This window comes from Acinetobacter sp. neg1 (assembly GCF_000788125.1).
GTDB classification, from domain to species: domain Bacteria; phylum Pseudomonadota; class Gammaproteobacteria; order Pseudomonadales; family Moraxellaceae; genus Acinetobacter; species Acinetobacter vivianii.
Window position 1 is genome coordinate 156,406 of sequence record NZ_JSZD01000020.1, and the last position, 24,925, is coordinate 181,330.

Annotated in this window: 22 protein-coding genes; 16 read left to right on the forward strand and 6 right to left on the reverse strand. The window is 41.3% G+C overall.

The genetic code is table 11. From position 1 onward, the window contains the following. Positions 1-25 precede the first annotated feature (25 nt). From astB to PJ15_RS15030, 8 genes are all read left to right on the forward strand, one after another. The gene (astB, locus tag PJ15_RS14995; protein WP_047432157.1) at positions 26-1,366 is read left to right on the forward strand and encodes an N-succinylarginine dihydrolase; all 1,341 of its coding nucleotides are present in this window, start codon (positions 26-28) and stop codon (positions 1,364-1,366) included. A 33-nt stretch (positions 1,367-1,399) separates the two neighbouring features. Beyond that, a complete protein-coding gene (astE, locus tag PJ15_RS15000; RefSeq protein ID WP_047432161.1) occupies positions 1,400-2,374 on the forward strand; it encodes a succinylglutamate desuccinylase in 975 nt (324 codons plus the stop codon). Between the two features lie 172 nt (positions 2,375-2,546). Further along, positions 2,547-4,037 carry an amino acid permease gene (locus PJ15_RS15005; protein ID WP_004771177.1) on the forward strand — a complete coding sequence of 497 codons (1,491 nt, stop codon included), beginning with the start codon at positions 2,547-2,549 and terminating at the stop codon, positions 4,035-4,037. A 272-nt stretch (positions 4,038-4,309) separates the two neighbouring features. Next, positions 4,310-4,960: a paraquat-inducible protein A gene (locus PJ15_RS15010; RefSeq protein WP_047432166.1), complete on the forward strand. Its 651-nt coding sequence runs from the start codon at positions 4,310-4,312 to the stop codon at positions 4,958-4,960. Further along, positions 4,957-5,730, forward strand: coding sequence for a paraquat-inducible protein A (locus PJ15_RS15015; protein ID WP_047432169.1), 774 nt, complete (start codon positions 4,957-4,959; stop codon positions 5,728-5,730). The genes PJ15_RS15010 and PJ15_RS15015 overlap by 4 nt, the downstream gene beginning before the upstream one ends. 42 nt (positions 5,731-5,772) lie before the next feature. Then, a complete protein-coding gene (locus PJ15_RS15020; protein ID WP_047432172.1) occupies positions 5,773-7,425 on the forward strand; it encodes an intermembrane transport protein PqiB in 1,653 nt (550 codons plus the stop codon). Continuing rightward, the gene (locus tag PJ15_RS15025; RefSeq protein WP_047432175.1) at positions 7,422-8,120 is read left to right on the forward strand and encodes a membrane integrity-associated transporter subunit PqiC; all 699 of its coding nucleotides are present in this window, start codon (positions 7,422-7,424) and stop codon (positions 8,118-8,120) included. The genes PJ15_RS15020 and PJ15_RS15025 overlap by 4 nt, the downstream gene beginning before the upstream one ends. A gap of 174 nt (positions 8,121-8,294) precedes the next feature. After that, positions 8,295-8,867 (forward strand): undecaprenyl-diphosphatase, encoded by a 573-nt coding sequence (locus PJ15_RS15030; protein WP_047432177.1) that lies wholly within the window; start codon positions 8,295-8,297, stop codon positions 8,865-8,867. A gap of 87 nt (positions 8,868-8,954) precedes the next feature. Here PJ15_RS15030 and PJ15_RS15035 read toward each other — a convergent pair whose 3' ends face one another. From PJ15_RS15035 to tssH, 6 genes are read right to left on the reverse strand one after another with little or no spacing between them, the layout of a single operon-like run. After that, positions 8,955-9,923: a M15 family metallopeptidase gene (locus tag PJ15_RS15035; RefSeq protein ID WP_171248607.1), complete on the reverse strand. Its 969-nt coding sequence runs from the start codon at positions 9,921-9,923 to the stop codon at positions 8,955-8,957. Positions 9,924-9,926: 3 nt separating this feature from the next. Further along, the gene (locus PJ15_RS15040) at positions 9,927-10,523 is read right to left on the reverse strand and encodes a hypothetical protein (RefSeq protein ID WP_047432180.1); all 597 of its coding nucleotides are present in this window, start codon (positions 10,521-10,523) and stop codon (positions 9,927-9,929) included. Positions 10,524-10,534: 11 nt separating this feature from the next. Next, entirely contained in the window at positions 10,535-11,344 is an 810-nt protein-coding gene (gene icmH / locus PJ15_RS15045; protein WP_004771190.1) for a type IVB secretion system protein IcmH/DotU, read from the reverse strand. Positions 11,345-11,354: 10 nt separating this feature from the next. Further along, complete coding sequence (tssK, locus tag PJ15_RS15050) at positions 11,355-12,719, reverse strand: type VI secretion system baseplate subunit TssK (RefSeq protein WP_047432182.1); 1,365 nt, start codon at positions 12,717-12,719, stop codon at positions 11,355-11,357. 16 nt (positions 12,720-12,735) lie between these two features. Next, positions 12,736-13,827: a type VI secretion system protein TssA gene (tssA, locus tag PJ15_RS15055; protein ID WP_227610438.1), complete on the reverse strand. Its 1,092-nt coding sequence runs from the start codon at positions 13,825-13,827 to the stop codon at positions 12,736-12,738. A 24-nt stretch (positions 13,828-13,851) separates the two neighbouring features. Continuing rightward, positions 13,852-16,524: a type VI secretion system ATPase TssH gene (gene tssH / locus PJ15_RS15060; protein WP_047432185.1), complete on the reverse strand. Its 2,673-nt coding sequence runs from the start codon at positions 16,522-16,524 to the stop codon at positions 13,852-13,854. A gap of 377 nt (positions 16,525-16,901) precedes the next feature. Between tssH and PJ15_RS15065 the strand changes: the two genes are divergently transcribed. The 8 genes from PJ15_RS15065 to PJ15_RS15100 all read left to right on the forward strand — a co-directional run bounded on the left by PJ15_RS15065 (position 16,902) and on the right by PJ15_RS15100 (position 24,918). Further along, positions 16,902-17,606, forward strand: a complete 705-nt coding sequence (locus tag PJ15_RS15065; protein WP_005256612.1) for a hypothetical protein — start codon at positions 16,902-16,904, stop codon at positions 17,604-17,606. 19 nt (positions 17,607-17,625) lie between these two features. Then, on the forward strand, positions 17,626-18,129 hold the full coding sequence (gene tssB / locus PJ15_RS15070; protein WP_004771195.1) for a type VI secretion system contractile sheath small subunit: 504 nt from the start codon (positions 17,626-17,628) through the stop codon (positions 18,127-18,129). Beyond that, positions 18,122-19,606 (forward strand): type VI secretion system contractile sheath large subunit, encoded by a 1,485-nt coding sequence (tssC, locus tag PJ15_RS15075; protein ID WP_005256620.1) that lies wholly within the window; start codon positions 18,122-18,124, stop codon positions 19,604-19,606. The genes tssB and tssC overlap by 8 nt, the downstream gene beginning before the upstream one ends. A 51-nt stretch (positions 19,607-19,657) precedes the next feature. Beyond that, positions 19,658-20,161: an Hcp family type VI secretion system effector gene (locus PJ15_RS15080; RefSeq protein WP_004654761.1), complete on the forward strand. Its 504-nt coding sequence runs from the start codon at positions 19,658-19,660 to the stop codon at positions 20,159-20,161. 76 nt (positions 20,162-20,237) lie between these two features. Continuing rightward, the gene (gene tssE / locus PJ15_RS15085; protein ID WP_004771197.1) at positions 20,238-20,714 is read left to right on the forward strand and encodes a type VI secretion system baseplate subunit TssE; all 477 of its coding nucleotides are present in this window, start codon (positions 20,238-20,240) and stop codon (positions 20,712-20,714) included. 12 nt (positions 20,715-20,726) lie between these two features. Further along, entirely contained in the window at positions 20,727-22,535 is a 1,809-nt protein-coding gene (tssF, locus tag PJ15_RS15090) for a type VI secretion system baseplate subunit TssF (RefSeq protein ID WP_047432189.1), read from the forward strand. Continuing rightward, positions 22,499-23,494 carry a type VI secretion system baseplate subunit TssG gene (gene tssG / locus PJ15_RS15095; RefSeq protein ID WP_047432192.1) on the forward strand — a complete coding sequence of 332 codons (996 nt, stop codon included), beginning with the start codon at positions 22,499-22,501 and terminating at the stop codon, positions 23,492-23,494. The genes tssF and tssG overlap by 37 nt, the downstream gene beginning before the upstream one ends. Beyond that, positions 23,494-24,918, forward strand: coding sequence for a hypothetical protein (locus PJ15_RS15100; protein WP_005256627.1), 1,425 nt, complete (start codon positions 23,494-23,496; stop codon positions 24,916-24,918). The genes tssG and PJ15_RS15100 overlap by 1 nt, the downstream gene beginning before the upstream one ends. Positions 24,919-24,925 lie beyond the last annotated feature (7 nt).

The window sequence follows — 24,925 nt, forward strand, 5'->3', positions numbered from 1 at the left end:
CGTATAGGGACACAGGGAGAAAAAAATGTCAGGTTATGAAATTAATTTTGATGGTTTAGTGGGGCCGACCCATCATTATGCAGGTTTATCCTTTGGTAATGTTGCATCAACCAAGAACCGCAATAATGCGTCAAATCCTAAATTAGCTGCAAAGCAAGGCTTGAAGAAAATGAAAGCGCTTGCAGATTTAGGACTCAAGCAAGGTGTCTTTGCACCACAAGAACGTCCGCATGTGCCAACGTTGCGTCGTTTGGGTTTTACGGGCAGTGATATTGATGTCATTACCCAAGCCATGCGTACGGCACCCGCATTATTGTCATCATTGAGTTCAGCATCATCAATGTGGACTGCGAACTCATGTACGGTGTCGCCATCGGCAGATAGCGCGGATGGTCGCATGCATTTTACTGCGGCAAACCTGAATAATAAATTCCATCGATCAATTGAGCATCATACGACCACACGTATTCTTCAAGCCATGTTCAAGAATGATGTATATTTCGCGCACCATGAAGCATTGCCTGAAGCGGCACTGTTCGGTGATGAAGGTGCAGCCAATCATAACCGACTCGGTGGTGCTTATGATCAGGCTGGTGTACAGGTCTTTGTTTATGGTCAGCAACAGCTCGGTGGAACTGTCGCACCGCAAAAATTTCCTGCACGTCAAACCCGTGAAGCGAGTGAAGCGATTGCACGTTTACATCGTCTAGATGCGAAACGCACGGTGTTCATTCAGCAAAATCCAGATGTGATTGATCAGGGCGTATTCCATAACGATGTGATCGCCGTGAGTAATCAACAGGTCTTGTTCCATCATCAGCAGGCCTTTTTAAATCAGGCCGATGGATTGCATGAAATCCGTCAAAAAATGGCGGGAATCGGGCAAGAGTTTGTATCGATTGAAGTGCCTGAAAGTCGTGTCAGTGTGGATGATGCGGTATCGACTTACTTGTTCAATAGCCAGATTCTGACCCGCGCGGATGGGGGCATGAGCATTGTGGTACCAGAAGAATCACGTCAGAACAAAGCGGTGTGGGACTATTTGAGTGACATGATTCAAATGGGCACGCCAATTGATGACATCAAGGTATTTGATCTGCGTGAAAGCATGCGTAATGGCGGTGGCCCTGCATGTTTACGTTTACGTGTGGCGGTGAATGAAGCTGAACTGGCTGCGGTCAATCAAAACCTGTTTATGAATGATGCATTGTTCAAAACCTTAAATCAGTGGGTGGATCAGCATTATCGTGATGAATTAACGCAGGACGATTTGGCCGATCCAAACTTATTGATCGAGAGTCGTACCGCGCTGGATGAACTTACGAAAATTTTGGGCTTAGGTTCGGTTTATCACTTCCAGAGATAAACATTCAATAACGGCTTTTAAGGATGAAAGTACATGGTTGATCTACTCGCATTGACTTTGGCGCAACAGACACCTGAGCAAACACAAGGTGAAACGGCTGGATTTACATGGCAGTGGCTGGGTGAAGGGCTATTGCAATGTACGCCAAAAACGGCTTATAGAAAAACCATTGTGCTTTCTGCGGGTATTCATGGCAATGAAACTGCGCCCATCGAATTGTTGGCCCATCTCATTCAGGATTTGTTTGCTGGACAGCTGGGTTTAGCAGTTCGTGTGATTTTTGTATTGGGAAATCCCGCTGCGATTCGACAAGGGGTTCGTTATCTTGAAAATGATATGAATCGCATGTTCTGCGGTGCTTATCAAAATTTAACTCAGGATCAGGAAACTGGACGTGCTGCACAATTAGAGCAGGTGGTTGCAGATTTCTTTGAACAAGATCATGTTGATGCGCAACGTTATCACTATGATTTACATACTGCCATTCGTGCTTCGCTATTGCCTGTCTTTGCCTTATTCCCGTATCAGACACGAGCTTATGATGATTTCCTGATCCAAAGTTTAAATGCTGCCAATCTGGATGCTTTGGTTTATCACAATGCGGCTGGAAAAACCTTTACCCATTTCACCACTGAACGTTTTCATGCAGCGAGCAGTACGCTGGAATTAGGCAAGGCCAAACCTTTTGGTGAAAATGATTTGGCCGAGTTCGCCAGTACTGACCAGATGTTGCGTGCCGTACTTTCAGATCAGGCTTTACCTCGCAGACAGAAATCTGACATTCGCCAGTTTAAGGTGGTGGATTCTATTTTAAAGCAAAGTGACGATTTTCAACTGAATCTAAGCGCCGATGCACCTAACTTTTCTACCTTTCAGCAAGGTGAGGAAATTGCGACGCAGCAAGCAGGAAATTATGTCGCGCACGATCAGCAAGTCTGGATTTTATTCCCGAATCCCAATGTAAAAACAGGGCTTCGAGCTGGATTGATATTAAAAGAAATGAAATAAGACATCGCCAATGAAGCGGCGAGATGTCGTTATGGAATGGTAATACATGGAGTTTGAATATGGATGTTCAATAAAACAAAACGCGTCAAGGAATATCGTCTAGATATCCGTTTTTATGAATCAAAAACAGCAAGGACAGGTTGTCATAAGAATACAGTTGGAGTGACCGTGTATGAGTAACAATAACGAAAAGACATTTCCATCAGGCCAAGCCCTGAGTGGGCAATATGTACCACAGCAGGATGTCGCCAGTTTATCGGGTACTTCAAGCGCAGAGATTGAAGTGGGTAAACCATTGAAACGTGCCATGACCAAGCGTCATCTGGTGATGATTTCATTGGGTGGTGCAATTGGTACAGGGCTATTTTTAGGCTCGGGTGATGTCATTTCTCAGGCTGGCCCAGTCGGTGCGATTCTCTCTTACCTGCTGGGTGGCGTGATTGCTTACATGGTGATGCTGTGTTTAGGTGAACTTGCAGTACAAATGCCAGTGTCAGGTTCTTTTGGTGAATATGCCAGAACTTATATTGGCCCGGGTACGGGTTATATGATCACATGGTTGTACTGGCTCACATGGACGGCAACGCTAGGCACCGAATTTACTGCTGCAGCTTTATTGATGCAGGAATGGTTTCCTTCTATTTCCATGTGGACATGGACATTATTATTTGCAGGGCTGGTTTTTACCCTGAATGTCAGTTCTACGCGGCTATTTGCAGAGTCTGAATTCTGGTTGTCTTTGGTCAAGGTCTTGACCATTATCTGTTTTATTGGATTGGGTTTAGCCGCCATTTTTGGCCTGATTTCCTATCATGGGCATGAGTCAGCGCCATTGTTTAGTAAATTGACAGAACATGGCTGGTTCCCAAATGGTATTTTCCCGATTTTTGCGACCATGTTGATTGTAAACTTTGCATTCTCTGGGACAGAGTTGATTGGTGTTGCGGCAGGTGAGGCGGAAGAGCCAGCGAAGACCGTACCAAAAGCTATCAATGCGGCCATCTGGCGCTTGTTGATTTTCTTTGTGGGTACCATTGTAGTGATCTGTGCATTACTGCCTTATGAAATGGCAGGTTTAAATGCCAACAGCGTCAGCAATAGCCCATTCGTTACGGTATTTAACTATATTGGCATTCCATACGCCGAAGACATTATTCGCTTTGTGATCATTACTGCGCTTTTATCTGCTGCAAACTCAGGTTTATTTGCCGCTTCACGCATGATGTGGTCATTGTCTGCTAAGAACCAGTTACCTAAAGTATTTTCAAAACTGACTCGTTCAGGTACACCGATTATTGCCATTATTGTCACCATGTTTGGTGCAATTCCGGGTTTATTGTCAGAACATTTTGCTCCTGAAACGATTTTTAAGAACTTACTGGGCGTTGCTGCCTTTACTATGGTGGTGGTGTGGATTTCGATTTGTGTTTGCCAATTTAACTTCCGCAGACAATGGATCAAATCAGGTAAAACAGTCAAAGATCTTAAATTTGCTGCGCCGTTATTCCCGTTAACCCCGATTTTAGGTGGCTTATTCTGTGTGATTACCTGTATCAGTATGGTGACGGATCCTTCAATGCAGGTCGGTTTTGTCTGCTGTATCCTGTTCATTATTGCCTGTTATGCGAGCTACAATATTTTCTATAAAGACAAAGTAAATTAAGTCATAAATTTCATATAAAAATCATATAATCGGCGAATAGGTTACAGATATTTTCTGTAGCCTATTCGCCTTTTTTATGGGATAACTTTTTAACAGATATTATATCAGTAACACTTCGATAAACTGCTTTTATTCAATCAACAATTTAACCCTCGATGTGTTTACATATTGTGTAAGAATGATAGCCTGAGATTGTGAATGCAAAAATAAAAGGTATAACTGGGACAAGTCACTTTTAAATATGAAAGAATCTATGTAATGGGCAGGGCTTTATGGCGAATAAAAATAATCAGCCCTTAGCAATCGGTCAGCAAGTCAGACTCACTGAACTGGCAGGTTGTGAAGAATGTGATGCGATTTACCGTAGGGTAGAGCTTGTATCGGGTGAACGGGCTTACTGTACCTGTTGCGGTGCAGAATTGTATCGTCGAGGTCATTCCTTTTCGTCCTTGCTTGCTTTAGTCATCACTGCATTAATTGTGTTTGTGATTGCCAATAGTTTTCCAATCGTGATCGTTGAACTCCAAGGAAATACCTCACAAACCACTTTGATTGGTGCTGCATGGACCATGTTTCATATTGATCGGGCACTGGTCGGGGTATTGATCCTGATTACGACATTTATTGTGCCTTTGGTTGAGTTGTTATTACTCAGTTATGTGTTGTCCTGTATCAGTCTATTTGGGCGCCGACCAAAATGTTTAACCCCAGCGCTCCGAATGCTGTTTTTATTCCGTACTTGGGGCATGGTTGAAGTCTTTCTCATCGGGGTGCTGGTTACCTTGGTCAAACTGGTCGGAATGGTGACCGTGATTCCCGGTGTGGCACTTTGGGCATTTACCTTATTAAGTGTACTGTTGGTCTATATTGCTTCGGTAAAGATCAAGGATCTCTGGGACGAAGTTGATCGGAGTCTTGGATGAATAACAACAAAGAAGACGAAATCGGAATAATAGCGCCTCATCTTCCTGCCGCTGATTTAAAGGTTAAAAACTATCTCAGGGCAAAAGATGTCGGCTTGATCCAGTGTCATTGCTGCGGATTACTCAATGCTGTCGCAAATAAAGAGGCGGAAGACGAGCATCTGCAATGTTCCAGATGTAAGAGCGGTTTGCATGTACGTAAACCTCAAAGTTTAAATCGTACCTTCGCTTTAGTGGTTGCGGCTGCTATTTTATATATTCCAGCCAATGTATTACCGATGACGGTTACAGATTCATTATTGGGACGTCAGCAAGATACGATTATCAGTGGAGTCATTTATTTCTGGCAAAATGGGGATTATCTGGTGTCTGTGGTCATTTTTATGGCCAGTATCTTTATCCCGATTTTAAAATTACTGATTCTGGTATTTTTACTCGTTGCCGTCTCCATGCAGTCTTCTTCAAAATTGCATTTTTCACCTGAACATTGTGCCTTGCTGTATCGGATTGTTGAGTTTATTGGACGCTGGTCAATGATTGATGTATTTGTAGTGGCATTATTGACCGCATTGATTCAGATCCAGTCGCTTGCCACAATTCTGGCAGGGCCAGGCGCTGTAGCTTTTGGTGCTGTGGTGGTCTTAACCATGTTTGCTTCCATGAGTTTTGATCCACGGATTATTTGGGATAATTATTTCAAGGCAAATTCAGTGCATGATCCACACGCTGAACATTTAAAAACAACCACGATTCATCAACTGAAAAGTTAAAACTGTAAAACCCTGTTTTTGACCCATAAAAGAACGATCACTATGTCAGAAAATACACACAATAGCCAAGATTCTGAAGAGAACCTGACCGAGTTAACTCAGCAGGATACGGTTTTCGCGGAACCCGAAAAAAAGAAAGGGCGCTGGAGACCTGCGCTGATTTGGCTGGTTCCTTTTATTGCCTTGTTAATCGCGCTTTCACTTGCTGCAAAAGCTGTGCTGGATACGGGCCCAACCATTGAGGTGTCTTTTCGTACCGCTGAAGGCTTAGTTGCAGGGAAAACCACGGTTCGCTATAAACAGGTGGATATTGGTCTGGTTCGCCAGATTGATTTGTCTGATGATCGTTCTCATATCATTGCCAAAATTGAGCTGCGCAAAGATGCCAGTAATTTTGCAGCCAAAGATTCACGCTTCTGGGTGGTGCGACCTCGTATCGGTACAGGTGGGATTTCCGGAATTGATACTTTATTATCGGGCGCTTATATCGAAGTGGATGGGGGCAAGGCAGAAGAAAAACAGGAAGATTTTGTTGGACTTGAGGTTCCACCTGTTGTTTCCTCGGATATACCGGGTAAAGTGTTTTTCTTAAAGGCACAGGATTTAGGTTCACTGGATATTGGCGTGCCTATTTACTACCGTAGAATTAATGTTGGGCAAATTACGGCGTATAAACTGGCAAATGATGGCAAAAGTGTAGAGCTCCAAACATTTATTCAATCGCCTTATGATAAATTCGTGACCACAGATGCACGCTTCTGGCAGGCTAGCGGGGTGGATGTGACCTTGAATGCTTCAGGATTTAATCTGGATACCCAATCACTTGCCAGTATTGTTGCGGGTGGGATTGCATTTGGTTATCCAGAAAATTCGTCGGCAGGTATTGCACCTAATCACAGTTATTTTACCTTGTCAGATTCTCGGAAAGAGGCCATGAAAGAGCCTGATGGTAAACCTCGCCCGATTATTATGTATTTTGATCATTCTTTACGTGGTCTGACGGCAGGTGCACCAATTGACTTTATGGGCATTGAAATTGGAAATGTTAAAGCCATCAATGTGGAGTTTGACCAGAATTATACTCAGTTACGGATGCGCGTCGATGCTGTGATTTATCCATCACGTTTAGCACATGGTAAAGAACTTGATCCAGATGGTGAAATCTTCAGAAACTTCATTGCAAAAGGATGGCGTGCTCAAATGCGCACAGGTAATCTGTTAACAGGGCAGAATTACATTGCATTTGATAAATTTCCGAAAGCCAAACCTGCTGCTTTAAAAATGCGTCCAGATGGGCGGGCTGAGGTGCCAACCACAGCAACTGAACTGAGTGGATTGCAAGCGCAAGTGTCACAGATTGCGGATAAGGTAAGTAAGTTCCCGCTTGAAGAGATTGGTCAAGATGTTCGTAAAACCTTGAATAATATGAATACCACCATTGAATCAACCGACAAATTGGTGAAACAGTTAGATGGCAAAGTGGCACCTGGTTTACAAGCGACTCTGAATGATGTCCGTAAAACCATGCAATCGAGTGAATCAATTTTATCCAGTGATGCGCCAATGCAACAGGACGTGCGTAAAGCCTTACAGCAAATGACTCGGGCAGCGGCATCATTACAATTGATGGCAGATTATATTGAACAACATCCTGAATCGTTGATTCGCGGGAAAAAAGCAGAGAAGAATAAATGATCATTACAACATTGAAAAAAGCATTTACTGCTCAGGACGCGATACGTTGTGCTGGAATTTGCGCGACAACTTTATTAATTGCCGCATGTTCCAGTTCGCCTACACCGAATTACTATACTTTGGCAAATAAAGTCATGCCTTTGCCGAGCTCTAAAGTGAAGGTGATCGAGGTATTACCTGTGGGTTTACCTGATCGAATCAATCGCGCGCCTCTGGTGATACAGGAAATCAATGGCCGATCAAACATTCTGGATAATGAACGCTGGACTTCAACCTTAGGGGCAGAGTTAAGAGATAATTTATCTGCTGGCTTGCAACAAAAGCTTGGTGCCGTCGATCGCTATAACAGTGGCATGATCGGTGGAAAGGTGTCTTATCGGGTTGCGACGGACTTTTCCCATTTTGATATTGTGAATACTACTTCTGCCAATAATAAGAATGTTGAAGTTTCTGTGGCATGGATCATTAAACGTAATGATCCGAGTATCACGATCAATCAAGATTCTACCCAGAATCAGCAGTTGGCTTGTCGGATGACATTCACTCAGCCTGTCATCGCCAATAATAATCAGATTCCAACGATTGTGAGCAGTGCAAGTGCTTCACTGGGTCGCGTGATTGATGCAATGGCAGTTTCGATTGCTGCTTTAGATTCAAAAGTGCCCGTTCGAGTGGAAGGAACAGTTTGTTCTTAAATCTTTATAAATCAGGGTCTATAGATTCTTAGTGAATAAATACGACTAAATCATCAAAATTAAAAATAGCTTAAATCAGGCTAAAAACTATTTTTATCCTTATGATAAATTTAATTTTTCTTTAAGCTATTTTTTTTATCGTGCTGACATCAAATCATCATGGATCGATTGGCAATGTCAATTGAAGATGTAAATATTAATATATTTCAGTGGATTAATGCCGCTGCGACGCAAAATACATTTTTGGATAAAATCGCTATATTCGCTTCACATAATTTAATTGGCGGTTTATTAGGATTCTTAATCATTTCTGTATTTTTTAAGAATAAAAAATACAGAACACAATTTATTAAAACTCTAATCTTTGTGCTGGTCGCATTGTTATTTACCAATGTTATCCATGCATTCTATTATCATCCGCGTCCATTTGTGATGGGGCTAGGACATACGCTGGTCGGGCATGGTTCAACTTCATCATTTCCTAGCATGCATACGTTGACCGTTGCCACGATTGCTTTTTCTTATTTGCTGTCAGGATTTAGAAAAATAGGAAGTATCGGATTATTACTGAGCGTTATTGTAGGCTGGTCAAGAATTTATGTCGGTGTACATTTTCCTTTTGATGTGATCGGTTCATTTGTTTTTGCATTTATGATCGTTTGGGGAACGAATTATATATATGAAGAATATAGAATAAAATTAATGAAAATGATTGCTGTTCCTGTGATCGAGGAAAATATACTTTAAATCATTTTTATTAAAACGCTTGTGGTCACTTTTATTTGCAATAAAGACAGATAATCATCAATATTATCTGTCTATGTATTTTAAAAACTATGAATCACCTGATTTTGCTGTTAATTGTCCTTCAGCAATCAATTGATCCGCCATTTCTTTGGTTTTCTTTAAACCAGGCATTCGATATTCGGTGTGACCATAATCTTTAATTGATTTCCAGCGACCACCCCAAGTCAAGCCAACCGATTCGGCGACTTGGCCGTAAAGTTCATAACCCCGCATTGCCCACGGATCTCGTTCACTAATCACGACTTTACCATTACGTTTAAAGGCGACATCGGCTGCCAGACCAAATTGGTGATAACTTTGATAGCCTTTGGCGCGCGTGGTATTCGGGTTGCCCGCCAGCATGTTTTGGCGATTTGGACTACGATAACCTTCAAGTAGTACCAGTTCATAGCCATGCTGTTCTTTCATGATTTTAAAGACCATGAGCAGACGCTGTTTGTAACGTGGGTTAATTTTATCCCATTTACGATCCACCATTGATGAATCCAGACTGCCATGAGAATGTGTCAGTGGAACTTCAATTTGTGAAGCATCAATGCTCGGATCGGCCGTATGTTGAGCCTGATACGCCTCTTCTAAGCGCGTTGCTTCCACAATCGCATCTTGAATAAGTGTTTCATCGACATCAGGCGGAGGACTGAGCATTTCTCCATTGAGTAGGGCATAGACCTGCGGATCAGTTTCTTTTAAGTATTCAGCTTCAATCCGTGTTGAACTAATAGGGCGCGTAAACGCAAAGATCAGAATACTGGCAAATAAAAAGAAACCTGCGATCAGGATCCACCATTGTTGCAAATGCCAATGTGATTGTAATTTTTCTGGAGATGCTGCCTGATGCATATGCTCTGCAAATTGCATGGCATTGGCGATTTTCTTTTTCCCGCTCGGAAGTAAGGATTGTAAAAGCTGCGTACATTTGTAACGCAGCTCATAGGACATCAATAAAGTAAGCCCAATTGCAACCCCGACAAAGCAGAGAAAAATAAACCAGATCATGTGTTACTTGAGTTCATTTACAGCAAAAGGCTTCTGGGTAACTTTAATTTGTACGGTTGCATCAGGTGCTTCCGCTTCTGGCTCTTTGGGTGCGACCACTTTAGCAGGTTGAGCTGCGGGTTTTACCACTTTTGCTGGCACAGCCTCGCTTTTTGGATGTGCTGCTTTTGCTGGAGCAACAGGCTGAGCTGCTTTGGCATTGGGTTCATTGGCAAATGGCGATGCATGTTGTGCCGTTTGAGCAGGCGCAGCAGCAGGTGGCGGAGTGCGTTGGAAGAACTTATTCAGGTCATTACTACCTGGTTGAGTAAAGTTACTGTCTTCTTCTGACTCAGTTGATTCATATTGAACAGGAGCCGGCACTTCTGTTGTCTGTGTCGTTTGTTTGGCACCCGGAAGTACCGTGGTATTTTCTTCTACAACCTGAGTCGGTTCGACATATTCACTGGATGATCCTGTTCCTGTGGACAACATAAAGAAAAATAATGTGGTCAAAATAATCCCTGAAATAAATCCAATCAGTAAATAGATCACAGGAGATAATGTTTTTTTCTTATTTGTCTGTAAGATGCGTAAAGAGGTAGTTCTTTCCTGACTCATACTTCAATCAACTAAGGCAAATGGATAGTAATATGTGCTTCTTCTGCTGGCGCTGAAATCACATTTTGATAGGGTGTTAAAGCATTATGATTTTGTTTGTTCAGCATAAACTTTAAACCTGCGAAGGTCAGCGCTGCGAATAACAATAAGAAAATCAGGATCCAGAAAAATGGCAATTCATGATGAATAATATGTTTGATCTGATCTGGAATCGCGGCGAACGGAGAGAATGCTGCTTTTTTACCTTTGAGATAATCAATTTCATCACCCACACGTGCAACCAGATGATTGAGGCTTTCAACGGACTCAAGACGATATTTGCCTTGAAAACCAAGCAATAAACAGTAATGAAATACTTCAAGCGATGCCAGACGATCTTTGCCGCGGCTACGCAGTTGCTCTAGAATCTCAAAAAAGCGATAACCGGCAAGTTGAGAGCCAAATAAACTTAACTGTAGTGGACTGATGAGCCAGCTATTTTGCAAGTTAAAGTAGGCAGCATCTTGTTGCGTTGCAATGGTTTCATCAATCAATGCACAAAACGCATATTTCGCATCATGAATATCATCTGCTGAAAATTGCAGTCGTTTCGCCTGTTGCTCAAAACGGTTGAGTAAATCCAGAATTTTTTCACGAAAATCACTTGGATTTGAGGGGATATAGCGATTACGCAGCAAGAAAACTAAATAAAATCCATCATGTAACAGATCAATCAGATTCGTTGCTTGTGCTTTATTTTGTGGTTGGTCAGAGCTGGGTAAGCCTGAACCAATTTTTCCATCATCAAATAAAGAAGGAATACCAGCTGGATGTTGAGTCATTGTTATTCTCTTAACTATTCATTACAGCAATGAGTTCAATACTAATATCTTGGAAACCTGCTGGCACATAGACACAGATGGATTCTGACTCAAGCATACGTTGATAGAGTTCGTGATGCGGTTCAATTTCAAAGTAACTCACACCTGAACGCACTGGAATTGCTGTTGGGACTTGCATCAAATGATGCAGTGGAACCGCAGGCAATGCTGCAATCACGCGTTGCTCTACATCAATGGTGCTACCGACTTTAAAGCGTAACGGCACAATCTGGATGAGTTCATGCGTTTGCATCATGCTGCTTGAGACTGCGATATAAAGACGCGTATCACGGGTAATCTTGTCAGACTCAAGGCTGCCGACCCAGTAAGATGGGCGTGTTTCTTTCAAGGCAATGCTGAAATAGCGGCTCGAAATAATGGTATCTAGCAAATCTCTCAGAATAACATCGAGTTGCTGGAAACTGTCCTGTAACTGATGGTGCTTATAATGCGGTAAATGATCGACATCATAGGCGGTTGAGAAGGTGAGTAGGGAACCAGTCAGACGTAACAACTCAGAGAATAAACGTTCTGGATGAATTTGCGGATAATGCAGTAAATGATTCAATCCCGCATAGGCCGTATTCAATGCATTGATTAACCAGAATGAAACGATATCTCCTGAACGGAACTCAATCAGTTTTTGCTCGTTTTCACGGTTATTGCTTTGAATGGTTTTAATCTTGGCTTTAATCACATTCAAGGTACGTTTTAAGTTGTTGATTAAAGACTCTGACGCAGCCACATGTAAAATTGGTGGAATGAATTTGCTATCCAGCTCAAATGTACCTGAACTTTGGCGTTTTAATCTTCCTACAGCCAAATACAAGAAGCCATCAAGATTCTGGGTCGGTTGAATATGCGGATCAAGCAATTTAAATTCTGCACGACGACGCAACAAACTTAGCTCAGCAGGGCTAGCATCTGTAAACAGGTCGTGTGTTTCTGACAGATAGTTGTGATAACGGCTCGACAGGGAGCGTGTCTCATCGGCAATATTTTTCTTATTTGCCTGTAAAATTGGCAGGGCAAGGTAAACAGTCATTTCACCTTGCAGATTTAAATCATCCAGCAATAGCGGTTCTGGTAATAAATCTTGTGCTGGTGCATGATAAATTTCACCATCTTGCCAGATGATTTCAGCTTCTTCTAAAGCCAGAATATGGGTTGAAAGCTGTACTTCATCAAATTTGAGCTTTTGTACGCCATAAGCATGCGGAATTAACGCCCGAACCGTATGATTCAAGCGTTGCTCGTGGTACGTGTCCTGAATCTGGAAATGCTGAGGACGTAAAAACAGGCCCTCACCCCAAAGAATTTTCTCTGCTTTAAACATATCGATTTACCAACAATTATTCGTATTCATTCTTTGGTTGCACGCCGAGCGTATCTTGCAGCATTTGTAATGGATGCTCGTCTTTAATCACTTGGGTTAACCATTCATGCAGCGGCATTTGGCTCCACTTAATGGTTTTTTGCAACATATAGCTCACAGGACTATGCGGTTCATTCTTTTGGAAATAGGTCGCGATTTCCTGTAAAACGCGCATCGCTTGCTCACGATTTTCAACATGCGATTGAACTTGCGGCTGGAAGGTTGGTTGCGCCTGAACCGCAGTCGGTTGAGTCGTCACATTTTGTGTTGTCGTGGTCATAGCGGGTTCACTGTCAGTCGCCACGGTTTGAGTCACTTGCTCAAACTGTTCTGTTTTATAAATTTTCTTAAGACTAATATGAATATTATCGATGCTAGAGTCAATTGCAGCAAAGCTTGGTGAATCTAAGCCAAGTAAACCATCCAGCACATTTTTCAGTGTCGACCACTGTTGAAAAATTTCGGTAAAATGTTGATAGTTTTGGCGCTGGAAAGCTTTATCGGTACTGAGTAAAGCTTGCTCAAACTGTTCTAGCTCGCTTGTACTGCTCGCACTTTCATAATCATCACTTTGTTTACGACGGATATTTTCATGGTAAAGAAAATTATCATAGTCGAGTAGATGATAAAAAGGTGAGTGATTGATCAGAGGAACTTTTTTAATCAGCAATGGTAACTGGTTAATTAAACCCTGTAACAGCCCAATACGTTGATCCAGATCATCATCTTCTACTTCTGGATGAAGTGTCAGCCAATACTGTTCAAGTAAGCGGTGACTGAGCTCAAGGCTCTTCGCGATACCTTCGAAGCCATATAGATTTGCCCAGGCTTCAGAAAGCCAAGTGAGGATACGGATATCTTTACTTTTGGTTTGCAGCAAATCAATCGATGTTGCTGCAACAAAATCCCAATCTGCCTGTTTCGGTTCCGTGACCCAATCGCCTTGATCAAGCAAAAGATCATCTTGAGTTCGGGCCTTTTTAATGGCATGGAACTCATTTGAAAAAGAGTAATCTTCACCACAAGGTGATTGCTCATTAATCGGTGTCAGTAATGGGTTAATATCCATATGTATCACAGTGTTGGCTCAATCTTAAATTTCAGCTTTCGCTTTTTTGCTGGTACGCTTTTTCGTGGTTTTTACAACAGGATCAAGCTGATAGATGATTTCATCATCTTTGGTATCAATATTGATCAGTTTCGGCAGTTTATGATCTGCCAGCGCCACCAGAATTTCTGTTGCCAGCGCTGGTAAAACGGTCGAATTTAAAATATTGTCCACATTTCGCGCACCACTATCGACTTCAGTACAACGACTTAAAATCAGTTCAATTAAATCTTCTGAATATTGAACCTGAGTTGCATATTGTTTTTCAATACGCGCAACAATCTTCCCAAGCTTGTGTTTGATGATACGAACCAGCAAATCATCATGTAAAGGGAAGTAAGGCACAATACGCATACGACCAATAAAAGCTGGCTTAAACTGTTTATATAAGCTTGGCTTTAAATGCTCGATCAAGTCATCCGCATTTGGCCATTCTTCTACAGGCTGATTTAAGCAGGCCTGCATGATGGCACTTGAACCTGTATTCGAGGTCAGGATGATGGTGGTATTTTTAAAATCGATTACACGACCTTCACCATCTTCTAAAGTTCCTTTGTCGAAGACCTGATAAAACAGTTCCTGAACGTCGCTATGCGCTTTTTCAATTTCGTCCAGAAGCACAACACTATAAGGATTACGACGTACCGCCTCAGTTAAAACACCGCCTTGACCATAGCCGACATAACCCGGAGGTGCGCCTTTTAATGATGAAACCGTATGTGCTTCCTGATATTCAGACATATTAATGGTGATGAGATGTTGTTCGCCGCCATATAACTCATTAGCCAAGGCAAGGGCGGTTTCAGTTTTACCCACACCACTTGGGCCGATCAGCATAAATACACCTTGCGGTTTATTGGGATCCTCAAGCTTGGCTTTAGAGGTCTTGATGCCTTTTACCAGTTGATTTAATGCATAATCCTGCCCCATGACACGCTCGCCCAGCTTATCTTCGAGGGTTAGAATCTGTTTAATTTCATCATTTACCATATTGCCAACTGGAATACCGGTCCAGTCTGAAATAATCTCATTGATGATGCGTGCGTTGACACGCTCAAAGACCAGTGGTGCCTGACCTTGTAACTGAGTGAGTTCAGCTCTTAATGCTGCAATTTGTGCATTATTTTCATCATTATTATCTTGCGTGCTGAGCTGCTGAATCTGTTTGACCAATGCCAGCTCTTGCTGCCACTTAAGCTCAATATCCTTAATTTCTTTATCTAAAGAGGCCAATTGCTGATTGAGATCTTCTAAACGTTCGTGATGAATCGGGAAGTGTTGATGCTCATTGGTCAAAATTTGCTGTTCTAATTTCAGGTTGTGCTGTTGTGCCTTTAACTGATCTAAAACGACAGGTTGCGCATTTTGCGTCAAGGCAACACGAGCGGCCGCAGTATCTAGCACACTAACGGCTTTGTCTGGGAGCTGGCGACCACTGATATAACGATGCGACGCTTGAACGGCCGTAATAATCGCCTGATCTTCAATATGCAGATTGAAATGATTCTGCATGACAGGAATCATGGCACGTAACATATCAATGGCGACTTCTTCAGTCGGTTCTTCAATCTTAACCACCTGAAAACGACGACTTAAAGCCGCATCTTTTTCGAAGTATTGCTTGTATTCAGCCCAAGTGGTTGCAGCAATTGTTCTGAGTTCACCACGAGCCAAAGCTGGTTTAAGCAAGTTGGCAGCATCATTTTGACCCGCCTGACCACCAGCACCGATCAGCGTATGTGCTTCATCGATAAATAGTATAATCGGATGAGTTGAAGATTGAACTTCCTGAATCACTTGTTTCAAACGATTCTCGAATTCACCTTTAACACTGGCACCTGCCTGTAATAAGCCCATGTCTAAAACATGCAAGTGAACGTTTTTAAGTGCTTCTGGCACCAGACCTTGTGCAATCTTTAATGCAAGACCTTCTACAACCGCTGTTTTACCTACACCAGGTTCACCTGTCAGAATCGGGTTGTTCTGGCGACGACGCATCAGGATATCGAGCATTAATCGAATTTCAAACTCTCGACCAATAACAGGATCAATTCCACCTTGTTTTGCTTTCTCTGTCAGGTTAATCGTATATTGATCCAGCGCAGGTGTTTTTACCGTCGTTGTTGTCGTAGTTTGAGTGTCATCTGACGATAGGTCAGACGCAGCAGAGGGTTCAGTTGCAGGCTGTTCCGTACTTTTTCCGCAAATATCCAGAAACTTATGTTTCATGGTATCAATTGGGAAAAGCTCAAATAGACTAGATGCTCGGAAAGCGATCTGTTGTAAATCTGGCGCAGTGAGTAGGGCGATCAATAAATGACTGCTACGAATCACGGGTGTTTGTTCAGCCGATGCTAACAACCATGCTTGTTCAAATAATCTTACAATTGATTTAGCAAAAATAGGGGTACGGGTATTGCCTTTTGGTAAAGAACCAATGGTTTCTTTTAAATCATTAATTAAGGCTTCAGCAGAGATATTATTTTTTTTTAATAAAATGTGTAAATCATTGGCAGGAGTTTGATTTAATAACTCAACCAGTAAGTGTTCAATCTCAATCTCATAGTTTAATTGGTTAATACAGTAATTTGCTGACTTTTCTAATGCAGTACGAGTAGGAGGTGATAGTTTTGTAATTAAAACCTTTAAGTTACTCATTTAATACTCACAGTAATTTTTAAATACCAAGTTCTATTCGGTACGTATTAACTTGATATGGTTGTTTTCTCTTAAAAAAATATTTTTTGAATAAAATCAAAAACTTAGCTAAACTCTACACGAGTATACAGATTATTCTACAACAAAAAATGTCACTTTTAAACAAAAAATGCACGCTATTTAAGTTTTTTTTTACAAGAATGTCTGTCATGAAACTTTAATAATGTTAATAAACGTAACTGGTATTGACTTTATGTGTGTTTTTTTTGTTAAATTCGCGGAAATGATGTAAATGTACAAAAATTGACGAGTAAGAGGGTTTTTTAACAATAATTGTCAGCTCTTCAATTATAAGTTAAATAATGACGAGGCATATTTTGAAAAAAGGTATTGTAATATCAATTCTTTGTATAGCGACTGGTTTAATCGGCAATTCAGTTTATGCTGAAGAGCAGGCGGCGAAACCAATTAAATTAAAAAGCAAATGTATTAAACAGAATCCGTTGGTGGCGAACCAAACGGATCAAACGCTATTGGGAATTTATCAACAAGTTTGTGATAAAGATAATGCTTCACGCGTCAATGACCTGTTAGCTCAAGCAGCAATGCGCATGTATGAAATCAAGCAGCCAATGAATGCTTTGAAACTGGCAACACAATTACAAGAGCAAAATGTACGTGGCGCGGCGTTAACCGATGTTGCTTTTCTAGCGAGTGTTGAACTTGCCAATGAAGCACTTCAGCATATGCGCTCAAGTGAAATGCGTTACTTAAGTAATGAATTGACTTACCCACCTGCAAAACAGTTGAGTGACAATATCCGTGCGGCGGTACCAGCACCTGATACCTCAACCAGTAAAGCAATTACTGACGAATCTTTGAAAAAAGAGGTTCGAAATACGTCGTCGAATACAAATACTCGACGTACAACAAACAGAAAAGCACCTACAACCCAACCAGCACGTAATAATGTAACTCGTACAGCTGCGCCTAAACGACAGGCGCCTGCGACACCAGCAGTTACTAAACAACCAAATACTGTTCAAAAGACAGGTTCGAATCCTTTTGATTCGTTGAAATAATAAGCAAGGGTAGAAAGTTATGGCAAAGAGAGAAAGCGTACAGAAGAAACTGCAACGCATACGTCCTCCTCGTGTTCAGCTGACATATGATGTTGAAGTTGGTGATGGCAAAGAGTCAAAAGAACTCCCTTTTGTTGTCGGCGTTATGGGTGACTTCTCAGCAGCATCTGAGTTAGAGAAAACCAAATTAAAAGATAAGAAATTTATCAATGTCGACCTCGATAACATTGATGAAGTTATGGAATCACTCGCGCCACGCGCAGCTTTTCAAGTTGAGAATACCTTGACTGAAGAGGGTGGTCGCATGTCTGTTGATTTAACGTTTAATTCAATGGAAGACTTCCGCCCAGAGCAAGTTGTACAACAAGTCGATCCATTACGTAAACTGGTTGCTGCGCGTGAGCGTTTAACTGATTTGCGCAACAAGATTTCAAACAGTGAACGTTTAGAAGACTTGTTAGATGAAGTATTGAAAAATACTGATCAAATCCGTCAATTGAGTGCGGAGGCTGACAATGAGTAATTTACAAGCTGCTGCTGCGGCAAATAATGTAGAAGCTGAATCAGCGAATCTACTTGACTCAATCGTTGAGCAAAGCCGTATTGCACGTAATGATGATGAGCATGTTCGTGCAAAAAGTCTGATTGGCGAGCTCGCGAAAGAAGTGATGGCGGGAACCATTACGGTTTCTGAGAACATGACCCTATCGATTGATAAGCGTATTGCTGAAATTGATGCATTAATTTCGAATCAGCTTAGCGAGATCATGCACCATGAGCAATTCCAGAAAATTGAATCGACATGGCGTGGTCTTTACTACTTCTGCCAAGAAACACCTTCTAACTCAATGATCAAGATTCGTATGTTAAATACGACGAAAAAAGAGTTGGTGAAAGACTTTCAGGGTGCTACTGATTTCGATCAAAGCACACTATTCAAAAAGATTTATGAAGAAGAGTATGGCTCATTCGGTGGTGCACCGTATGCGGCCCTGATTGGTGATTTCGAGTTCGATCGTACGCCATCAGATATGTATTTACTGGAACAAATCTCTCATGTTGCTGCTGCGGCACATGCACCATTTGTTTCAGCTGCAAGCCCAAGTATTTTAGGCCTTGAATCATTTACTGATATTGATCGTCCACGTGATGTTTCAAAAATCTTTGAAACAGCGGAATATGTTCAATGGCGTTCTTTCCGTGACAGTGAAGATTCACGTTACGTTGCATTGACCATGCCACATGTCTTGGGTCGTCTGCCATACCATCCAAAAGAAGGGACTGCGACTGAAGGTTTCAACTTCATCGAAGATGTCTCTGGTGAAAACCATGATGATTATTTATGGATGAATGCGGCATATGCCTTTGGTACACGTTTAACCAATGCATTTGATATGCATGGCTGGTGTGCTGCGATTCGTGGTGTAGAGGGTGGTGGTCTAGTTGAAGGCTTGCCAGTACATACCTTCAAGACCTCAGATGGCGAAGTGGTATTTAAATGTCCAACTGAAATTGCAATTACAGACCGTCGTGAGAAAGAACTGAGTGATCTTGGTTTTATCCCTCTCGTTCACTGTAAAAATACAGACTACGCTGCTTTCTTTGGCGCGCAATCGACGCAGAAACCGAAGAAATATGACAGCGATACGGCCAATGCCAACTCTGCACTTTCGAGCCAGATCCAGTACATCATGGCAGTTTCACGTATTGCACATTACTTAAAAGCAATGATGCGTGACAAAGTCGGAAGTTTTGCATCTGCGGGCAATGTTGAAGCCTTCTTAAATGAATGGTTATCTCAATATGTCTTGCTAGATGATGGTGCATCTCAAGAAGCAAAAGCACAATATCCGCTTCGTGAGGCATCTGTAAAAGTTGTAGAAGATCCAGCTCAACCGGGTCACTACAAGTCTGTGGTTTTCTTAAGACCACATTTCCAGCTGGATGAGTTGTCTGTTTCTTTACGACTCGTGACTGAACTACCTCAGTCCTCAAATTAACAATGAGATCAGCTAGATAATAACTTTAAATAAAATAGAGGTAATTTTTAAATGAAAGATATATATGTTGAGTTTCGTGGCAAGTACAAGGTAGACGGAGAATCTCGCGATTCTGAACACAAAGGTTGGCTTGAAGTTAACTCTTGGTCTCATAACATTCGTCAACCAAAATCTGCAACTTCAAGTAGCGTTGGTGGTCATACTGCTGAACGTGTTGAACACTCAGACATGATCTTCGTTAAAGATTTGGATGCAACTAGTCCAAAACTTTGGGAAGCTTGTTCAGCTGGTTATACATTTGATGAAGTACAAATCGATTACTACCGTGCAAATGGTGACAAGCGTATCAAGTACTTACAAATCAAATTGAAACACGTTCTTGTTTCAAGTGTAACTCCAACTGTGAATGAGGAAGGCGTTCCTACTGAAACATTTGGTTTGAAATATGCTGCTGTTGAGTGGACATATAACCAACAAGACATTAACGGTACTGCGAAAGGTGCTGTTACTAAGAAATGGTCACTTTCTAACAACACAGCTTCATACGCTGCGTAATAGAAATCGTGATGTTCTAGTAGAGGTTAATAGTTGCCTATTAGCCTCTATTTTTCCAAGATATTGTTCTTAAAAAATGAATTTAGATCATTTATATCCTTACGGTTTTCGGTCAACTTTGTTTGATCGTCTGGTGCCTGAGCAGGAAGATTATTTAAGAGGAATGTCGATTCAGCAATTACGAGAGTCTGTCGCTCGTGATCTGGAAGACTTGCTCAATAGTCGAATTGCACAATTTGATCGTGATATGGATGAATATCCACTCGCCAAGAAATCGATCTTGCAGTTTGGAATTATCGACTTCGTTGGCCTATCAACAGCCAATCCCCTAGATCGGGATAAAATTTGCCAGTCAATTGAGCAGTCAATTGCAGCACATGAGCCAAGATTGAGACAGATAAAAGTAGAAATGTTATTAGATGGTCACAATATGGGTTCACTTTGTTTAAGCATTCAAGCTTACTTAAACATACATCCTTTATATGAGCCGGTGTTCTTTGACGCTTTACTCAAACCCACAACACAACAATATGTTATTTCTGCCAGAACTTAGTGTGAGCGAACTGTGATAGAGCAACTTTTACCGTATTATGAAAAACAACTACAAGAATTCGGTCAACAATCCAGAGAGTTTGCGCAGAAGTATCCAAAAATTGCGCAGCGACTTTCCTTAAATCAGGAACAGATTGATGACCCGCATATTGAACGGTTAATTCAAGCTTTTTCCCTGATCGCTGCACGTATTGATAAAAAATTAGAAGACAGTTACGACGTATTTACCCATTCTTTGTTTGAGGTGATGTTTCCTCAATATTTACGTCATTTTCCCGCGTGTACGGTTGTTAGTTTTGAAGATATTAATAAACTAAAACAGCTTACGGCTGCCCATATTATTCCGCAAAAAACAGCTTTGAAATCGCGTAGCTTTAAAGGGGTTCAATGCGAGTTTAATACCACCAATGATGTTCGCTTATTGCCGATTTCATTGACGCAGTTAGAGTTTCAAACCTCGCCAAGTACTCACATGCATTTGAACCAGAATGCTACCTTGAGCCTGAAATTTGAAATTTTTAATGATGCACAAAAGTGGATACTGGATGAGAAATTGCCGATTTATCTGGATGCAATTTCGAACTTTCCGTTGCAGGTTCTGGACAGTATTTTCCGTAAGGATACTGGCTTTGCCCTACGTGTTGGGCAGCGCGTGGTAGAAATCAGTAATCCATTTGAAGTGATGGGTTTTACTGAACAGGAAAGCCTGTTACCGATTGATCAGCATACCCATCATGCTTATCGTTTACTGATGGAATATTTTTGCTTCCCTGAAAAATTCAATTATCTGAATCTGGATTTAAGCCGCTTAAAAGGATTGCTTAACCAGCAAAATCAGTTTGAAATCCTGATTCATCTCAAACTGAATTTAAATGATCAGGCGGTGGTACGGAATTACTCTGAACTGAATATCGCAAACTTTAAGTTATTTACCACACCTGCCATCAATCTTTTTGAAAAACAGGCTGAGCCGCAGAAAATTTCCCATACCCAATTACAATATCCATTGATCACCGATGCGCATCATCCTGAGCTTTATCAGGTCTATTCTGTGATTGAAATGAATATGGTGCGTGAGAAAACCAATCAGGAACAAACTCATCTTCCTGTATTGCCATTTTTTGCGATGAGTCATTACCAAAACGATAAAGTACAGTTCTTTTATTCACTGAATTACGTGCCTGCACAAAATAAAACTACACAAATGGGCTATTCAATCGTTTCAAAACATTTGAAACCTTATGAAATTAAATCAGATTTTATTAGTACTCGCTTACTTTGCTCAAACGGTGATTTGCCGCATGAGGCTTTAAGCCAAAGTAATAATATCCTGAATCTGAATGACAGCAGTCTGGCGCGACGCGCATTGATTTTAAAGCGTCCGACATCGCCTTTCCATTTTGACAAAAATAAAAATGAACAGTGGCGTATTATTTCCCATCTTTCACTCAATACTTTAGCATTGATGAAAGGGGATGCCTTGAGTCATGTTAAAGAGCTGTTGGCCTTATATAATTTACCGCATTCAAAAGAAAATATTTTACTCATTGATGCGCTCAAGCAGCTCAGCTTTTCAACCACCAATAAACTGGTGAACTCTAAACCTTTCCCGATGTTTATTCGCGGGGTTAAAGCCGAACTTGCCGTCAACAAGAGCGTATTTAGAGGCCATAGTTTATATATTTTCAGTCAATTGCTTAGCCATATTTTTAATCTGAAAGTTCAGATTAACAGTTTTGTCGATGTGGTCGTGAAAGACAGTCTTAATCAGCAGGAGATATACCAATGCGTGCAGAACGTTGGTGGCAAGACTCTTCTGTAGTCGACCAGATTTTTAAAAAAGCAGGCTCATTTGAGTTTATTCAGTCGACGCGTTTATTACGTCATTTACCTGTACCATCTCGTCAGCAGGACTGGTCTGATGACTTTAAGTTTGGAACGTCATTCAGCCTAAGTTTCCCTGCGACCGAAATTGAAGAGCTGAGCTATCAGGATGAGCGTATTCATTTAACCAATCTGGTGGTCGGCCTCACTGGTACACAGGGCGCACTACCTTATACCTATACCAATAAATTAAAGCAGAGTTCGCGTCAGCAACGTCAGGAAATCAAAGCATTTTTAGGCTTGTTTAACCATAAACTCACGACAAAATATGTTGATGCCAGCATTGCCTATAATCTCCCTGTTCGCTATGAGATTGAGCAAAAAAATCATTATCTCGATATTTTACATGCCTTAAATGGTTATATTCGTTCCCAGCACGAACAGCATGATCTGGATGAATATTTTGCTGAATTTTCTGGCTTGATGCAGGGACAGAATAATACTGCGCATGCTTTGAAAACCATTTTGGGACGTGTCTTTGATACCCAAGTGCAGATTCAGGAATTTATCAAAGAAAAATTCCAGTTGGGCGATGAACAGAAAACCACTTTGGGCGGTAGTCATCCAAGTTTACTGGGCATTAATACTTTCTGCGGGGATACCGTTGAGCAAATTGACGGGAAAATTGAAATTCAAATTGGCCCACTAAGCCGCGAACAATATCTGGCTTTTTTACCGAATCAGCCGCTAAATAAAAAATTAAAAGATCTGATTCAGACCTGGTGCAGTCCGACACTTTTTATTGATGTGCGGTTAATTCTTGATAAAAATGAAATCAGTCCGATTTGTCTGGATTCATCCCATGAAATGGGCTTGGGGCAGGGTGCATTTTTAATGCCATCGGTACAGTTACAACATAACAGTGAAACGCGTTATGCGCTTTTAGGAGCTGCATAATGATCAAGAAAATACTCGCGACTTTAATCACCTGTTTTATTCTGGTTGCACTGATTGTGATCTTCTATTGGAGAGATACGCAATATTTACCTGAATCAGCCGATCTTATCAATTACTTCCTGATTCTGCCTATTGTCATTACATTTGTATTGCTTTCGCCTTGGTTGATTTATAAAGGCTACCAAAAATATAAAGAGAAAAAGCAACAAGCTTTGGCCGCTGAGCAAAATAACAATACAGCAGAAGATGAGCAAGCACCTGTCGCGCAAGAAAGTAAGTGGTTGAATGTTAATTTGTATTCCGCTGCCGCTTATAGTGCATTGGGTGAAAATGATGCCATCCTGACAGGGATTAAAGAATTTGCCAGTCCACAGCTCGATCCACATTTATTGAGCTTTCAGGGATTGCCGATTTTATCCTATCGTATTGAAGAGCTGGATCAGCAAGTCCGTCAGGATGAAGAGGATGAATCGCAGTTTTTATCTATTCGGCAACAGCGGATCATGGCGCTGATTCAGCATCAGATTGAACAGCACAGTGATATTCTAGTTTCTATTTCAGACCATTTAAAACGGTCTAGTCTGTTTTATGAAAGCCAGAATTTGCATGAATATCGTATGCATCCTGCATGGATTGACCCGAGTTTTTCAGGAGAAGAGCACAGTGAAGAGATTCAGATCGAACAGGTTTACCGCTTAGATAAGTTAAATTTACATATTTTGCTGTCTGAGGATGTTGTTCATACATGGAATGACCAAAGTAGTAATGAAATGATCCAGACGATTTTCTATGATCTGGGCATCATTCCACAAAAATTCCATATTGAATATCATTTTATCAGTGCAGCATCGACGGATCAGAATGTGGTCGAGTTAATCGAACGGATTCAAAAGCAGCCCAATGAAATTTCATTGATCATTACTGCAGACTCGGAAATTGATCAGGAAATCGTAGATGAAAAGGTATGGGGCTTGAGTGCCTATACGCCTGCTGAATTTGTCGGTAGTAGTTGTGTGGCGCATCCAGATGTACAGCTGCTACAGCAACAGCCTTTAAAAACGTTAAAGCTGGTCTCTCATCAAAATAATTTAGACCAAATATTCAAAGAGCTAGAAATACATGATTTACCACAATACCAAGATGAAGAACCTTTTGTACTGGTGGTCGAGGATGGCACCGATATCAAGGTGGTCAAAAAGCTGGATCAGTTTTTTGCACAAAGCCCAGTAGAGCAGCATCATTATTTATATTGTAAACCTGCTGCTGGGAATACCCAGAACGTGGCAAAAGTTTTTGGATTGATGTTGGGGGCACATCTTCCAGATCAACAGGTTGCCTTTGTTTATGGACAAAATTTAAAAGCATTTATTCAAACTTTCCCAGAGATCTCACCAGATCAGGAAAGTGTAGCAATTGCTGATTGATTAACTT

Bases quoted from the DNA above. Each gene is read 5' to 3' on its own strand.
- tssC (WP_005256620.1), top strand. From the start codon at position 18,122: ATGAGTAATTTACAAGCTGCTGCTGCGGCAAATAATGTAGAAGCTGAA.
- icmH (WP_004771190.1), bottom strand. From the start codon at position 11,344: ATGACTCAACATCCAGCTGGTATTCCTTCTTTATTTGATGATGGAAAA.
- tssH (WP_047432185.1), bottom strand. From the start codon at position 16,524: ATGAGTAACTTAAAGGTTTTAATTACAAAACTATCACCTCCTACTCGT.
- tssK (WP_047432182.1), bottom strand. From the start codon at position 12,719: ATGTTTAAAGCAGAGAAAATTCTTTGGGGTGAGGGCCTGTTTTTACGT.
- PJ15_RS15015 (WP_047432169.1), top strand. From the start codon at position 4,957: ATGAATAACAACAAAGAAGACGAAATCGGAATAATAGCGCCTCATCTT.
- PJ15_RS15020 (WP_047432172.1), top strand. From the start codon at position 5,773: ATGTCAGAAAATACACACAATAGCCAAGATTCTGAAGAGAACCTGACC.
- tssG (WP_047432192.1), top strand. From the start codon at position 22,499: ATGCGTGCAGAACGTTGGTGGCAAGACTCTTCTGTAGTCGACCAGATT.
- PJ15_RS15035 (WP_171248607.1), bottom strand. From the start codon at position 9,923: ATGATCTGGTTTATTTTTCTCTGCTTTGTCGGGGTTGCAATTGGGCTT.
- tssE (WP_004771197.1), top strand. From the start codon at position 20,238: ATGAATTTAGATCATTTATATCCTTACGGTTTTCGGTCAACTTTGTTT.
- PJ15_RS15005 (WP_004771177.1), top strand. From the start codon at position 2,547: ATGAGTAACAATAACGAAAAGACATTTCCATCAGGCCAAGCCCTGAGT.
- astE (WP_047432161.1), top strand. From the start codon at position 1,400: ATGGTTGATCTACTCGCATTGACTTTGGCGCAACAGACACCTGAGCAA.
- PJ15_RS15100 (WP_005256627.1), top strand. From the start codon at position 23,494: ATGATCAAGAAAATACTCGCGACTTTAATCACCTGTTTTATTCTGGTT.
- PJ15_RS15080 (WP_004654761.1), top strand. From the start codon at position 19,658: ATGAAAGATATATATGTTGAGTTTCGTGGCAAGTACAAGGTAGACGGA.
- PJ15_RS15010 (WP_047432166.1), top strand. From the start codon at position 4,310: ATGGCGAATAAAAATAATCAGCCCTTAGCAATCGGTCAGCAAGTCAGA.
- astB (WP_047432157.1), top strand. From the start codon at position 26: ATGTCAGGTTATGAAATTAATTTTGATGGTTTAGTGGGGCCGACCCAT.
- PJ15_RS15025 (WP_047432175.1), top strand. From the start codon at position 7,422: ATGATCATTACAACATTGAAAAAAGCATTTACTGCTCAGGACGCGATA.
- PJ15_RS15040 (WP_047432180.1), bottom strand. From the start codon at position 10,523: ATGAGTCAGGAAAGAACTACCTCTTTACGCATCTTACAGACAAATAAG.
- tssA (WP_227610438.1), bottom strand. From the start codon at position 13,827: ATGGATATTAACCCATTACTGACACCGATTAATGAGCAATCACCTTGT.
- PJ15_RS15030 (WP_047432177.1), top strand. From the start codon at position 8,295: ATGTCAATTGAAGATGTAAATATTAATATATTTCAGTGGATTAATGCC.
- tssB (WP_004771195.1), top strand. From the start codon at position 17,626: ATGGCAAAGAGAGAAAGCGTACAGAAGAAACTGCAACGCATACGTCCT.